9 protein-coding genes are annotated in these 14,338 nt (G+C 71.9%); 8 read left to right on the top strand and 1 reads right to left on the bottom strand.

The genetic code is table 11. The annotated features are described in order from the left end of the window. Positions 1 to 47 precede the first annotated feature (47 nt). From IE209_RS13500 to IE209_RS13490, 3 genes are read left to right on the top strand one after another with little or no spacing between them, the layout of a single operon-like run. Positions 48 to 1,079 (top strand): amino acid ABC transporter substrate-binding protein, encoded by a 1,032-nt coding sequence (locus IE209_RS13500; RefSeq protein ID WP_189687480.1) that lies wholly within the window; start codon positions 48 to 50, stop codon positions 1,077 to 1,079. Beyond that, a complete protein-coding gene (locus IE209_RS13495) occupies positions 1,076 to 2,062 on the top strand; it encodes an ABC transporter permease subunit (RefSeq protein WP_189687479.1) in 987 nt (328 codons plus the stop codon). The genes IE209_RS13500 and IE209_RS13495 overlap by 4 nt, the downstream gene beginning before the upstream one ends. A gap of 14 nt (positions 2,063 to 2,076) precedes the next feature. After that, entirely contained in the window at positions 2,077 to 3,123 is a 1,047-nt protein-coding gene (locus IE209_RS13490) for an amino acid ABC transporter permease (protein WP_189687478.1), read from the top strand. Here IE209_RS13490 and IE209_RS13485 read toward each other — a convergent pair. After that, a complete protein-coding gene (locus tag IE209_RS13485) occupies positions 3,069 to 4,712 on the bottom strand; it encodes a sigma-54 interaction domain-containing protein (RefSeq protein WP_189687477.1) in 1,644 nt (547 codons plus the stop codon). The two genes, IE209_RS13490 and IE209_RS13485, sit on opposite strands and share 55 nt — an antisense overlap. Before the next feature lie 103 nt (positions 4,713 to 4,815). On the opposite strand from IE209_RS13485, the gene IE209_RS13480 reads away from it, so the two are divergent. The 5 genes from IE209_RS13480 (at position 4,816) to IE209_RS13460 (ending at position 14,246) form a co-directional block, all read left to right on the top strand. Further along, entirely contained in the window at positions 4,816 to 5,238 is a 423-nt protein-coding gene (locus IE209_RS13480; RefSeq protein WP_189687476.1) for a PaaI family thioesterase, read from the top strand. Between the two features lie 35 nt (positions 5,239 to 5,273). After that, positions 5,274 to 8,582, top strand: a complete 3,309-nt coding sequence (locus IE209_RS13475; RefSeq protein ID WP_189687475.1) for an acetyl-CoA carboxylase family protein — start codon at positions 5,274 to 5,276, stop codon at positions 8,580 to 8,582. Positions 8,583 to 8,602: 20 nt separating this feature from the next. Next, positions 8,603 to 11,032 (top strand): CaiB/BaiF CoA-transferase family protein, encoded by a 2,430-nt coding sequence (locus IE209_RS13470; protein ID WP_189687474.1) that lies wholly within the window; start codon positions 8,603 to 8,605, stop codon positions 11,030 to 11,032. Positions 11,033 to 11,058: 26 nt separating this feature from the next. Beyond that, positions 11,059 to 12,054: a Bug family tripartite tricarboxylate transporter substrate binding protein gene (locus tag IE209_RS13465; RefSeq protein ID WP_189687473.1), complete on the top strand. Its 996-nt coding sequence runs from the start codon at positions 11,059 to 11,061 to the stop codon at positions 12,052 to 12,054. Between the two features lie 101 nt (positions 12,055 to 12,155). Then, complete coding sequence (locus IE209_RS13460; protein ID WP_189687472.1) at positions 12,156 to 14,246, top strand: carboxypeptidase regulatory-like domain-containing protein; 2,091 nt, start codon at positions 12,156 to 12,158, stop codon at positions 14,244 to 14,246. Positions 14,247 to 14,338 lie beyond the last annotated feature (92 nt).

The raw sequence follows: 14,338 nt of genomic DNA, 5'->3' as shown, positions 1-14,338 counted from the left end.
CGGCCGGCGGCGTCGCCGGCCCCTTCCATCCGACGAGGAATCGACTCATGCGCAAGATCCACTCCGTGGCCCTGGCCGCCGGCGCTCTGCTGCTGGCCCTGGCCTCCACCACCGCCCAGGCCGGCAAGACGCTGGACGCCGTGAAGGCGCGCGGCACCGTCAAGTGCGGCGTGACCAACGGCGTGGCCGGCTTCTCGGCGCCCGACACCCAGGGCAACTGGTCGGGCCTGGACGTGGACACCTGCCGCGCCATTGCCGCCGCCGTGCTGGGCGATCCGAAGAAGGCCGAATTCGTGCCGTTGAACTCGCAGCAGCGCTTCGCGGCGCTGCAGGCCGGCGAGGTCGACATCCTCACGCGCAACACCACCTGGAACCTCACGCGCGACGCTTCGCTGGGCCTCCATTTCACGACGATCAACTACTACGACGGCCAGGGGTTCCTGGTGCCCCGAAAGATCAAGGTCACGAGCGCCAAGCAACTCAAGGGCGCGACCATCTGCACCCAGGCCGGTACCACCAACGAGAAGAACGTGGCCGAGTGGTCCAAAGCCCAGGGCATCCCGGTCAAGACCGTGGTGTTCGAGAGCTTCGAGGCCTCGTTCAAGGCCTTCTTCTCGGGCCGCTGCCAGGCCTTCACGACCGACACCTCGGCGCTGGCGGGCCTGCGCAACAAGGAAGCCCCGAACCCCGACGACTACCTCATCCTGCCCGACCTGATCTCCAAGGAGCCGCTGGCCCCGGCCGTCAAGCGCGGCGACGACGAATGGTTCGCCATCGTCAAGTGGGTGCCCAATGCGCTGATCGAAGCCGAGGAACTCGGCATCACCCAGGCCAACATCGACCAGCTGCGTACCAGCAGCAAGGACCCGGCGCAGCAGCGCCTGATCGGCACCGGCGACGACCTGGGCAAGCTGCTGGGCCTGGACAAGGACTGGTCCTACCACGCGATCAAGGCCGTGGGCAACCACGGCGAGATGTTCGAGCGCAACGTCGGTCCCAAGTCGGCGCTGGCGCTGCCGCGCGGCGTCAACAACCTGTGGAACAGGGGCGGTCTGCTGTACGCAATGCCGGTGAAATGACGCCGACGGCGCGCCTGCCCGCAGCGCTGTGGGCGCTGCTGGTGTTCGCGGCCTTGGTCGGTGCGCTCTGGCTGCTGCGTGATGTGCCCGGCGTGGCCGGCCTGTGGGCCTGGCTGGCCGCGCAGTTCGGCTTCCTGCAGCAGCCGGCCGGCTTCGGCATCGCCGAGGGCTGGCTGGCCTTCGACTCGGGCGACAGCTACGCGCGCGCCTTCATGGCCGGCGTCGTCAACACCGTGCGCGCGGCCGTGCCGGCTGCGCTGCTGGCCGTGGTGCTGGGCACGCTGCTGGGCATCGGTCGGCTCACCTCGCACCTGCTCGTGCGTGCGCTGTGCACGGCCTATGTGGAAACGCTGCGCAACGTGCCGCTGCTGGTGCAACTGCTGATGCTGTACTTCGCGCTCACGCACCTCTTGCCCGACTCCACCGAGCCGGTGCAGCTGCTGCCGGGCTGGTGGCTCAGCAAGGGCGGCCTGTCGCTGCCCTGGCCCGTGCGCGAGGACGGGGCCTTCTGGCCCAGCCGGCTGGACTGGCCCGAACCCACGGCCTTCAACGTGATCGGCGGCGCCGCGCTGAGCCCGGAGTACCTCACCATCGTGCTGGGCCTGGCGCTGTACACCGCGGCCTTCGTGGCCGAGATCGTGCGCGCCGGCATCGGCTCGGTCGCCGTCGGCCAGAAGCTCGCGGCCCAGGCCCTGGGCATGCAGGCTGGCCAGCAGTTGCGCCTGGTGGTGCTGCCGCAGGCGCTGCGCGTGATCGTGCCGGCGCTGACCAACCAGCTGCTGAGCCTGGTCAAGAATTCCTCGCTGGCCGTGGCCGTGGGCTACCCCGAACTGGTCTCCGTGGCCAACACCTCGCTGAACTCCACGGGCCGGGCCTTCGAGTGCATCGCCATCGTGATGGCGGTCTACCTCGTGCTTTCGCTGCTGATCTCGGCCGCGATGAACGTCTACAACGCGCGCGTGGCGCTGCGGGGCTGGCGGTGAACGCGGCAGGCGCCATGGCCGGCTGGAAAGCCGAACTGTTCGGCTCGCCGGCGCGCGCGCTGGTCACGGCCGTGCTGCTCGCCTTGCTGGCCTGGGCCGGCTGGCATGCGCTGGACTGGGCGCTGCTGCAGGCCATCTTCCGGCCCGATGCCGCGGCCTGCCGCGCGCTGGAGCACGGCGCCTGCTGGGGCGTGGTGGCCGAGAAGTGGCGGCCGCTGCTGTTCGGCCGCTACCCGTTCGAGGAACAGTGGCGCCCGGCCGTGGCCATGGTGCTGTTGTCAGGCACCACCTTGCTGTCGGCCTGGCCGCGCAGCTGGCGCTGGTGGCTGGCGCCGCTGTGGCTGGCCGTGCTGGCGCTGACCGTGCTGCTGATGGGCGGCGGCGCGCTGGGCCTGGCCGCCGTGCCGACCAACCGCTGGGGCGGGCTGCCGCTGACCATCGGCCTGGCCGTCGTGGGCCTGGCGCTGGCCTTCCCGCTCGCGCTGGTGCTGGCCCTGGCGCGGCGCGCGTCCTGGTGGCCGGCGCGCGCGCTCTCGGCCGGCACCATCGAACTGGTGCGCGGTGTGCCGCTGATCTCGGTGCTGTTCATGGCCTCCTACCTGCTGCCGCTGCTGTGGCCGGCCGGCTGGCGGCCCGACGTGCTGCTGCGCGTGCTGGCCGGGCTGGCGCTGTTCGTGGCGGCCTACCTGGCCGAGATCATCCGCGGCGGCCTGCAGGCCGTGCCCAGCGGCCAGGTCGACGCGGCCAGGGCCATGGGGTTCTCGCGCTGGCAGGTGCAGCGCCACATCGTGCTGCCGCAGGCGCTGCGCATGGTGGTGCCGGCGCTGACCAACAACGCCGTGGGCACGCTCAAGGACACCTCGCTCGTGACCATCGTCGGCCTGTTCGAGCTGACCGGGGCGCTGAGCCTGGCATTGGGCGGTGATCCGACCTGGCGGCCGTTCTACCTGGAAGGCTACCTGTTCGTCGCGCTGGTGTACTGGTGCCTGTGCTTCGGGCTGTCGCGCTACAGCGCCTGGCTGGAGCGGCGGCTGGCTGCGGATTCGCCCAAAAGCTTGTAGAGGTAGGAGCGCGAGATGCCGAGCCGCTCGGCCGCGCGCTTCTTGTTGCCGCCGCACTCGGCCAGCGTGCGCAGCGCCGCGCTGCGCTCGTGGTCCTTGAGGCGCGCCGGCGCGGCCGCCTGTTGCTGGGGTGCTGGCGCTGCGCGCAGCGCCTCGCCGCGTCCGAAGGCCGCCAGCGCGAGCCGCTCGGGCGGCGAGAACACCAGCGCCTCCTCGATGCGGTGGCGCAGCTGGCGCAGGTTGCCGGGCCAGGGCTGCTCTGCGAGCCAGGCCGCCACGTCCGGATCGATGCACGGCATGGGCCGGCCGTTGCGCTGGCAGAACTGCAGCACGAAATGCGCGAGCAGCGCCGGGATGTCCTCCAGCCGCTCGCGCAGCGGCGGCACCTGCAGCCGCACGCCGCTGATGCGGTAGAACAGGTCGTGTCGAAAGGCGCCGCCGTCGATCAGCGCGCCGATGTCGCGGTGCGTGGCCGACACCAGCCGAAAGCTCAAGGGCCGGGCCGCATGGCTGCCCAGTCGCTCGGCCACGCGCTCCTCGAGCACGCGCAGCAGCTTGATCTGCACGTCCATCGGGATGTCGCCCACCTCGTCGAGGAACAGCGTGCCCGCGTTGGCCATCTCGAACTTGCCGGGCCGGCCCTGGCGGGCGCTGCCCGTGAAGGCGCCCGCGGCGTGGCCGAAGAGTTCGGACTCGACCAGGCTTTCGGGCACGGCCGCGAGGTTCAGGCTGACCAGGGCCTGGCCCGGCCGGCCCAGCGCATGGATGGCGCGCACCACGAGCTCCTTGCCCGTGCCGCTCTCGCCCTGCACGAGCACGGGCACGTCGAGCCGAGCGACCGCCGCCACCTCCTCGCGCAGCCGCTGCATGGCCTGGCTGTCGCCCACGAGCTCGGCCACGGCGCCGCGGCTCTCGCGCAGTCCGTCGAGCTCGCGGCGGTAGAACTCCAGCTGCGTGCGCAGCTGCTGCATCTCGGCCGCCATCTGCGCCACGGCCTCGGTGTCGCGGAACATGACCTGACCGACCGCGCCGATGACCTGGCCGTCGCGCCGCACGGGCCGGCGGTTCACCACGCGCGTGACGGCATTGCCGAATTCCAGCGGCTGGCCGATCTCGGCCTTGCCCGACGCGACCACCGCGCGCAGACGCGAGTTGCGGATCACCTGCTCCACGGGCTTGCCCGCGCCGCCGCCCGGCGGCAGGCCCAGGAACTTCTCGTGCACGGGGCTCACGTAGCGCATGGTGCCGGTGTGGTCCGCCACCGTGATGCCCTGGTAGGGATCGGACAGGATCTGCTCGAGGATGTCGAACGCGAAGGGCACGGCGGCGACGAAGTCCAAGAGGGTCGCGCCGCTGTCGGCCGGGCGCAGCAGCACCACCTCCAGGCCGTCCGCACGCAGCGCGGTGGCGATGCCCGGGCCCAATGGCAGGGGCAGGGCGAACAGCGTGCGGTCGCCCGCCGCGGCCAGGGCCACGGCCAGGGCCTGCTGCGTGGCCGGCACGGCCGCCAGGCCCAGCGCCGCCACCACGGCGCCCTGGCGCCGTACCAGCACGCCCAGCGAGGCTGCGGAAATCTGTTCTTCAGGCATACACACACGACACGGAAAAGACAGTCCACTGTAGCCAGCACAGACACTTTCGCCAGCCACACGGGTGACAGCGCCCTGGCACGGTCGCTGCAATGCTGATGGCATGACCACACCCTCCACCACCCGCGACGCGGTGAGCTACTTCGGGCTCGAGATCCCGTTCATGGAACACATCGGCCTGCGCCCGCTCCTGATGGACAACGACCAGTGCCGCACGCTGCTGGCCATGCGGCCCGACCTCGTCAACAGCCGCGGCGACATCCATGGCGGCACGCTCATGAGCGCACTGGACTTCACGCTGAGCGGCGCGGCGCGCGCCCACGACCCGCAGCGCCTGGGCGTCATCACCGTGGACATGACGACCCACTTCTACGAACCCGCGCGCAGCGACCTCACCGTGGTCGGCCGCTGCACGCGGCGCGGCAAGTCGCTGGCCTTCTGCGAGGGCGAGATCGTCGATGCGGCCGGCACCGTGGTGGCCGTCGCGCGGGCCGTCTTCAAGCTGGTCGCGCGCCCGGCCGCCTGAGCTTCCTCTTCCACACGACAACACAGGAGACTTTCTTGAACAAGCTGCTCATCGCCAACCGCGGCGAGATTGCGCTGCGCGTGCAGCGTGCCGCGCGCGACCTCGGCATCGCCAGCGTGGCCGTCTATGCCCAGGACGACGCCGCCGCGCGCCACCGCCTGCTGGCCGACGAGGCCCATGCGCTGGCCGCCAGCGGCCCGGCCGCCTACATCGACATCGATGCCATGCTGGCCGCGGCCCGCGCCACGGGCTGCGACGCCGTGCACCCGGGCTACGGCTTCCTGAGCGAGCGCGCCGACTTCGCCCAGGCCTGCGCGGACGCCGGCATCCGCTTCGTCGGCCCCACAATGGAGCAGCTCGCGCTGTTCGGCGACAAGGGCCGCGCGCTGGCGCTGGCGCGCAGCTGCGAGGTGCCGGTCATGCCCGCCACGGCCGGCGCCGCCTCCCTGGAGGAGATCGCCGCCTTCTTCGACGCCCAGGGCGGCAGCGGCATCGTGATCAAGGCCGTGGGCGGCGGCGGCGGACGCGGCATGCGTGTGGTGAACCGCCGCGAGGACCTGGAACAGGCCTATGCGCGCTGCCGCTCCGAGGCCGCGAGCGCCTTCGGCGTGGACGCGCTCTACGCCGAGCGCCTGGTGGCCCGCGCGCGCCACATCGAGGTGCAGATCGCCGGCGACGGCCAGGACGTCGTGGCGCTGGGCGAGCGCGACTGCACGCTGCAGCGGCGCTTCCAGAAACTCGTGGAGATCGCGCCCAGCCCGGTGCTCGACGCCGCGCTGCGCGAGCGCATCGTCGGCGCAGCCAGGCTGCTCGCGCGGCGCGTGCAGTACCAGAGCCTCGGCACCTTCGAATTCCTGGTCGAGGAGAACGCGGCCGGCCAGCAGACCGGCTTCGTCTTCATCGAGGCGAATCCGCGCCTGCAGGTGGAGCACACGGTGACCGAGCAGGTCACGGGCGTGGACCTGGTCGCCTTGCAGCTGGGCCTGGCCGGCGGCCGCAGCCTGCGCGCGCTGGGCCTGGACCCGGCCGCGCCGCCGCAGCCGCGCGGCTTCGCGATCCAGGTGCGCGTGAACGCCGAGGCCAGCGACGCACAGGGCCAGGCCCGGCCCGCGCACGGCCGGCTCGAGCGCTTCGAGCTGCCGGCCGGTCCGGACGTGCGCGTGGACACGCACGGCAGCGCCGGCTACGCACCGCCGCCCAGCTTCGACACGCTGCTGGCCAAGCTCATCGTGACCAGCCAGAGCCCCCGGTTCAGCGACGCCGTGCGGCGGCTGCAGCGCAGCCTGGCGGAGTTCCGCATCGCCGGCATCGCGACCAACCTGGACCTGCTGCGCGCGCTCGTGGCGCGGCCCGACTTCGCCGCGCAGGACGTGCACACGCGCCACTTCGAAGCGATCGCGCCCGAACTGCTGGCCACGGCCGCCGCCATCGCCGAAGCAGAACGCGCCCGCGACGCAGCCCTGGGGCTGGCCACCGCTGCCACGGCCGAGCCCACGGCGCACGCCGAACAGGCCGCGCCGGCCGGCACGCTTGCCGTGCGCGCGCCGCTGAGCGGCCGTGTCGTCGAAGTCTCCGTCGCACCGGGCACGCTCGTGCAGCCGGGCCAGACCGTGGCCGTGCTCGACGCCATGAAGATGGAGCACAGCGTCGCCGCCGAGGCCGCCGGCCGCGTGCTGGCCGTGCAGCTGGCGCCCGGCGCGCAGGCCACCGAAGGCCAGATCCTCGTGCTGCTGGAGCCGGCCGAACTCGACGTCGCCACGGTGCAGGCCAGCGCGGCCACCGACCCCAGCGCCATCCGCCCGGACCTGCAACGCGTGCTCGACCGCCACGCTCCGCTCTACGACGCGGCCCGCCCCGAAGCCGTGGCGCGCCGGCGCGCACGCGGCCAACGCACGGCGCGTGAGAACCTCGCCGACCTGGTGGACGCCGACAGCTTCGTCGAGTACGGCGCCCTCGCGCTCGCGGCCCAGGCCAGCCGGCGCAGCCAGGCCGACCTGATCGCCAACACGCCGGCCGACGGCCTCATCACCGGCATCGGCAGCATCAACGGCGCGGTCGTCGCCAAGGACCGCGCGCAGAGCGCCGTGATGGCCTACGACGCCACCGTGCTGGCCGGCACCCAGGGCAAGCGCAACCACATCAAGACCGACCGCATCGTCGAGGTGGCGCTGCGCGACGAGTTGCCGCTCGTGCTGCTGGCCGAAGGCGGCGGCGGGCGGCCCGGCGACGTGGACTTTCCCTCCGTCTCGGGCCTGTACCAGCCCTCTTTCGCGGCCTTTGCCGACCTGTCGGGCCAGGTGCCCGTGGTCGGCGTGGTATCGGGCCGCTGCTTCGCGGGCAACGCGGCCTTCCTGGGCTGCTGCGACGTGATCATCGCGGACCGCTCGGCCAACATCGGCATGGCCGGCCCGGCCATGATCGAAGGCGGCGGCCTGGGCATCTACCGGCCCGAGGACGTGGGGCCCGCGCCCGTGCAGTACGCCAATGGCGTGATCGACGTGCTGGTCGACAACGAAGCCCAGGCCGTGCAGGCGGCCAAGCACTACCTCTCGATGTTCCAGGGGCCGCTGCAGCACTGGAGCGCGCCCGACCCGCTGCGGCTGCGCCAGGTCGTGCCCGAGAACCGGCTGCGCGTGTACGACACGCGCCGCGCCATCGAGGGCATCGCCGACAGCGGCAGCGTGCTGATGCTGCGCGGCGGCTTCGGCCTCGGAATCCACACGGCGCTGGCGCGCGTGGAAGGCCAGCCCGTGGGCATCATGGCCAACAACCCGCACCACCTGGGCGGCGCCATCGACGCCGACGCGGCCGACAAGGCGGCGCGCTTCATGCAGTTGTGCGATGCGCACGGCCTGCCCATCGTCTCGCTGATCGACACGCCCGGCTTCATGGTCGGCCCCGAGGTCGAAGCCAAAGCCCAGGTGCGCCATGTCTCGCGCATGTTCCTGGTCGCGGCCAAGCTGCGCGTGGCCCTCTTGGCCGTGACGCTGCGCAAGGGCTACGGCCTGGGCGCCATGGCCATGGCCGGGGGTGGCTTCCGCTCGGCCAGCTTCACCATCTCCTGGCCCACGGGCGAGTTCGGGCCCATGGGGCTGGAGGGCGCGATCACGCTGGGCTTCAAGAAGGAGCTGGAGGCGGTGCCGGACGGCCCCGAGCGGCGCGCGCTGTACGAGCGCCTCGTGGCCCAGGCCTACGAGCGTGGCCATGCGATCTCGACCGCCGCGGCCGTGGAGATCGACGCCGTGATCGACCCGGCGCAGACTCGCCAGTGGATCGCCAAGGGCATCGCCTCGGCCGCGCTGCGCGGCCAGCGTGCGCGCCGCGGCTTCGTGGACGCGTGGTGAGCGCGATGCAGGGAGACAGCATGGCCCGCGCGCCGGATGCGGCGCAGCTCGCGCTGCGCGGCCTGCGCGTGCTGGAGATCGGCACCGGGCCGGCGCTGGCCTACACGGGCAAGCTGTTCGCGGACTTCGGCGCCGAGGTGGTCAAGGTCGAGGCGCCGGGCGGCGACGCCTGGGAGCGCATGCCGCCCTTGCTCGGCGAATCGGAGCCGCGCAGTGCGCTGTGGGCCTGGCTCCACACCAACAAGCGCAGCGTGGCGGCCGACCCGGTCGCCGATGCCGGCTGGCTGGAGCGGCTGGCGCAGACCTGCGACGTGGTGCTCGATGCACGCGCACTGGACGCGGGCCTGTCGGTCCTGGAGCGGCCCATCGCGGGCGCGGCGCCGCCGGCGGTGGAGATCGTCTTCACCTGGTTCGGCGAGGATGGTCCCTACAGCGCCTACACGGGTTCCGAGGCCGTCTGCCGCGCGCTGTCGGGCGCGGTGTTCAACAGCGGCCCCGTCGAGGGACCGCCGCACATGCCGCACGAGCTGCAAACCGGTATCGCCGCGGGTCTCATGGCCTTTTCGGCCGCGGTGGCGGCCTGGATGGGCCGCGCGCACGGCAGCCGCCGCTACGTGCTGAGCGTGCATGAGGCGGTGTTCCACACGGTCGAGATGGAAGCCGGCATGGTGCAGGACGGCCGCCACGCGCCGCGCCTGGGCGTGAACCGCTTCTGCGGCACGCACCCGACCGGCATCTACGCCACGGCCGAGGGCTGGATCGGCATCTTCACGCACACGCTGCCGCAATGGGTGGCCCTGTGCGAGGCCATTGGCCGGCCCGAACTCGCGCACGATCCGCGCTACGCCAACGGCGCCGAACGCATGGCACGCGCCGACGAGATCGACGCCATGCTGCGCGACGCGCTGCGCACCCGCACCGCGCAGCAGTGGTTCGCGGACCTGGGTGCGCGCAAGCACCCCACGGTGCTGGTGCCCACTATGGCCGAGCTGCTGGCGCAGGACGTGCACCGCCAGCGCCACGCCTTCGTGCCCGTCACGGCAGGCGCGGCGCGTTGCGAAGGCCCCATCGTCCCGCTGCGCCTGGGTGCGGCCGGCCCGCTGCGCGGTGGCGCGGCGCCTGCACGCGGCGCCGACAACGCGCACTACCGCGGCGCAGGGCTCCTGCACCTGCCGGTGCGCGCATCCGGCACCGCGCACGGCCTGCCGCTGCAAGGCACCACCATCGTCGACCTGACCATGGGCTGGGCCGGCCCGCTGGCCGCGCGGACGGCGGCCGACCTGGGGGCCGAGGTCGTCAAGGTCGAAAGCACGGTCTACCCGGACTGGTGGCGCGGTGCCAACTTCACTGAGGAGTTCTACCGCGAGCGGCTGTACGAGAAGAATGCCAACTTCAACCTCATGAACCGCAACAAGCGCGGCATCACGCTGGACCTGGCGCGGCCCGAAGGCCGCCAGCTGCTGCTGCAGCTCGTGGCCCAGGCCGATGCGGTGGTCGAGAACTACTCGGCCGAGGTGTTGCCCAAGCTCGGGCTGGACGATGCCGCGCTGCGCAAGGTCAACCCGCGCCTGGTCATGGTCTCCATGCCGGCCTTCGGCCTGGGCAATGCCTGGAGCGACACGCGGGCCTATGGCGGCACGCTGGAGCAGGCAAGCGGGCTGCCGCTGCACACCGGCCACCCGGACGGGCCGCCGGCCATGACCTCCTACGCCTACGGCGATCCGGTGGGTGGGCTCAACGCGGGCGCGGCCTTGCTGCTGGCGCTTTGCGTGCAGCGCGACACCGGCCAGGGCATGCTCCTGAACCTGTCGCAGGTCGAGGCCATGCTGCCCATGGCCGCACCCTTCGTGCTGGAGCAGTCGGTCCATGGCGCGGTGGCGCAGCGCCAGGGCAACCGCCACCCGCTGCACGCGCCGCACGGCTGCTGGCGCTGCGCGGGACCGGACGACTGGCTCGTCGCGAGCGTGCGCACCGATGCCCAGTGGCAGGCGCTGTGCGGCGTGCTCGGCCGGCCGGACCTCGCGGCGGATGCCGGGCTGCTGCAGGCGCCGGGCCGGCGCGCGCAGCAGGACCGGCTCGACGCGGCCGTGGCGGCCTGGGCCGCCACGCGCAGCGCCGACACGGCCATGCAGGAACTGCAGCAGGCCGGCGTCAGCGCCGGCGTCGTGCGCTCCATCCCGCGCCTCATGGACGACCCCCACCTGCGGGCGCGCGGCTTCTGGCAACGGCTGGAGCGCGCACACGTGGGCCACTACCTCAGCGGCAGCACGCCGTTGCGCCAGGACGGACGGCCGCTGCCGATCCGCCAGGTCGCCCCCACCCTGGGCGAGCACACGGCCCAGGTGCTGGGCGAGCGGCTGGGCCTCACGCCCGCGCAGCTGGCCGCACTGGAACAGCGCGCCATCACGGGCCGCAGCGCGCGGCCCAAAACCGGCCGCACCGCGGCCTGACGACACCACAACCCCAGGAGACCGAGATGAGACACGCCAATCCCCCTTCCCGTCGCAACACACTGCAGCTGGCGCTCGCGCTGGCCTGCGCCGCCGCGCTGCCCGTCCAGGCCCAGGACGCCTGGCCCAGCAAGCCGGTCCGCATGATCGTGCCCTTCCCGGCCGGCTCGTTCACCGACACCGTGGCCCGCGTGGTGGCCGACACCCTGGGCCGCTCCCTGGGCCAGCCCGTGGTCGTGGAGAACAAGGTCGGCGCCAACGGCGTGATCGGCGTGTCCGAGGCCGCGCGCGCCGCGCCCGACGGCTACACGCTGCTGCTGACCAACTCCAGCAGCATCACGATCAACCCGCAGCTCTACCGCAAGCTCAGCTACAAGACGGCCGACCTCGCACCCGTGACCATGGTGCTGGAGGCGCCCTTCATCCTCACGGCCAACCCCGAATGGGCCGGCAAGAACGGCATCGCCACCGTGGCCGACCTCGTGCAGTACGCGCGCCGCAACCCGGGCGCGATCAGCTACGGCTCGCCGGGCGCGGGCAACATCGCCCACCTGAGCTACGCGATGCTGAACAACCGCGCCAAGATCAACACCACGCACGTGCCCTACAAGAGCACGGCGCAGGCGCAGCTGGCGACCATCGCAGGCGAACTCAACAGCTCCTTCGACGTGCTGACCGCCGTGCCGCACATCCAGGCCGGCAAGCTCAAGGCGCTGGCCGTGACCTCCCCGCAGCGCATCGCGCTGCTGCCCGAGGTGCCGACCATGGAGCAGGCCGGCATCCCGGACTTCAACGTGGCCTTCTGGATCGGCCTGCTGGTTCCCGCCGGCACGCCGCCGCAGACCGTCGCCCGGCTCAACAGCGCGGCCCAGGGCCTGCTGACCGATGGGAAGGCCAAGGCAGCGCTGAGTGCGCAGGGCGAGCTCACGATGCGCGACCCGGCTGCGTTCGCCAAACGCATCGCGGCCGAGGTGCCGGCCTGGGGCGCCGTGATCCAGTCCGAGGGCATTGCGCTGGACTGAACGCGGCCGCCTCGCCATCGTTCATTTGGATGATGCGACCGGGGGATGGCACCGCGCACACTTCTTCACGCTTTGCAACAACCATGCGAGGAGGAGTGACCATGACGAACGGTGTATCCCGAGAAGCTGCGCAGCGCAGCCCCTTCCCCGGCCGCCTGCGCTGGGCCTTGACCAGCCTCGGCGCAGCAGCGGCGCTGGTCGCCTGCGGCGGCGGTGGAAGCGGCGACGATCCGGAGCCGGAACCCGAACCGCCTGCACCGGTCGCCACGACGCTGACCGGCACGGCCGCCACCGGGGCACCGTTCGCCGGTGCGGCGCTGCAGGTGACCGATGCCAGCGGCGCAAGCGTCTGCGAGACCACCACCGCCGCCGACGGCAGCTTCAGCTGCACGCTGGCGCCCACCGCAGCACGGCCGCTCGTGCTGCGCGCGGCCAGGGACGACCAGATGCTCTACAGCGCCACGGCGGCCACGGGCGACACACGTGCCAACGTCACGCCGCTGACGACCATCATCGCCGCGCGGCTGGCGCCCAACGGCGATCCCTCCAAGCTGGCCGCCGCGCCCCAGTCGGTCACGGCAGCTGCACTGCAGGCCCAGTCCAGCGCGCTGCTGGCCGCGCTGCAGCCGCTGCTCACCGCGCTGGGCCTCACGATCGACCCCATCGCCGGTGCACTCACGGCCGACGGCACCGGGCAGGACAAGCTGCTCGACAGCATCTCGGTGACCGTGCAGCCCAGCGGCACGGCCGCCAACATCGAGGTGACGGTCAAGACCGTCCCGACGGACGCGGGCGCGCAGCCCGAACCACTGAAGTTCAGCAGCAGCGACGCGACGCTCCCGACGGTCTCCAGCGCCGTCGTGGCGGCGCTGGCGCCAGTACCCGCGCCGTCCAGGGTGGCCGACCTCTTCAAGCGGCTGAACGACTGCTACGCGCTGCCGCTCACGCAGCGGGTCGACAGCGCGACCAGCGACACGACCAGCGCCATCGGCACTGCCAGCAACGTGAAGGCCGCGGTCTGCCGTGGGCTGTTCCAGAACAGCGACCCGGCCACCTTCCTCTCCAACAAGGTCGGCGTGGGCCGCAACGCCAACAACGGCGGCGCCTTCGCGAGCCTGTTCCGCTACGGCGCCACGGGCCTGCAGTGGACGCCCGGCGAGGTGGAGTTTTTCCGCGCCAACGGCGACATGGTCATCAGCTACAAGTGGGTCGACACGGTCGGCAACCAGGACTTCGACCTGCTCGCCGCGCATGCCGATGCCGACGGCACGCTGCGCCTGGTGGGCAACAGCAACACCTACCCGGTGACGATCCGGCCTTTCTCGGAAGACCGCGACCTGCTCAACACGCCGGCATTCAGCTACTACACCACGGGCTACAACATCCAGGTCGACAACCGTACCGCCAATGGCGTGTCCATCTTCAGCAAGGTGATGGTGACCTCGCCGCTCGGCTTGACGCTGACCATGCTGCCGCAGCCCGGACTGTCCTACCTCACGATCGCACCGGACGGCGTCACGCCCACCGGCTCGCCCGTGCTGCGGCTGGCCGGCGCCTACCGCGACACCGCACTGGCCGGCAATCCGCAGGACAAGGAGAACCTGGTCTACACCACGCCGCAGTACACCGAGGCGCAGATCGCCGCGCTGGGCAACAACGGCGTCTGGACCATCGAGTTCTTCCATGCGGACAGCAGCGTGCCCAACGTCGTGCAGTACTACCGCACGGTGCGCCGGGCCGAGACCATCGGAGAGATCCGCACCGGCCGCGTGTTCGCGGAGCTGACGCCCACGTTGCGCACCGAGCTCGTCGCGCAGTCACAGGCCAACGGCTACGCGCTGTTCGACACCCCCGAGGTGGCCTACATCGACACCGACGCCGGCGGCGATGCCTGGACCGTCCCGTCGGGAGCGCTGGCACCGACCTCCATCGGCATCCTGGGCCGTGCGCCATTCGGCAGCACCACCGCGGGCCAGAACGGCGCACGCTTCAATGACACTGCGGGCGTGGCCAGCACGGCGCGCAAAACCATCATCTACTGCTCTGCGCAGACCTCGGCGGACAAGCACTGCGATGCCAGCGGCCAGGGCCGCTACGCCGTCGGCACCACGGCCAACATGCTGGAGCTGTGGGCGCGCAGCCCCAAGCAGATCGAGGTGAGCAAGAAGGCCGCGCTGTTCAAGCTGCAGTGACATTCGGCGGCAGGCGCCGCGCACCGCAAGGGGGCCACCGGCCCAATGCCAGTCAGTTAAGCGCTGACTGGCATTTTCTTTGGTGGGTACTT

It is taken from the genome of Pseudorhodoferax aquiterrae (assembly GCF_014652235.1).
Lineage (GTDB): Bacteria > Pseudomonadota > Gammaproteobacteria > Burkholderiales > Burkholderiaceae_C > Pseudorhodoferax > Pseudorhodoferax aquiterrae.
This window is presented reverse-complemented; position numbering and strand designations above follow the sequence as displayed.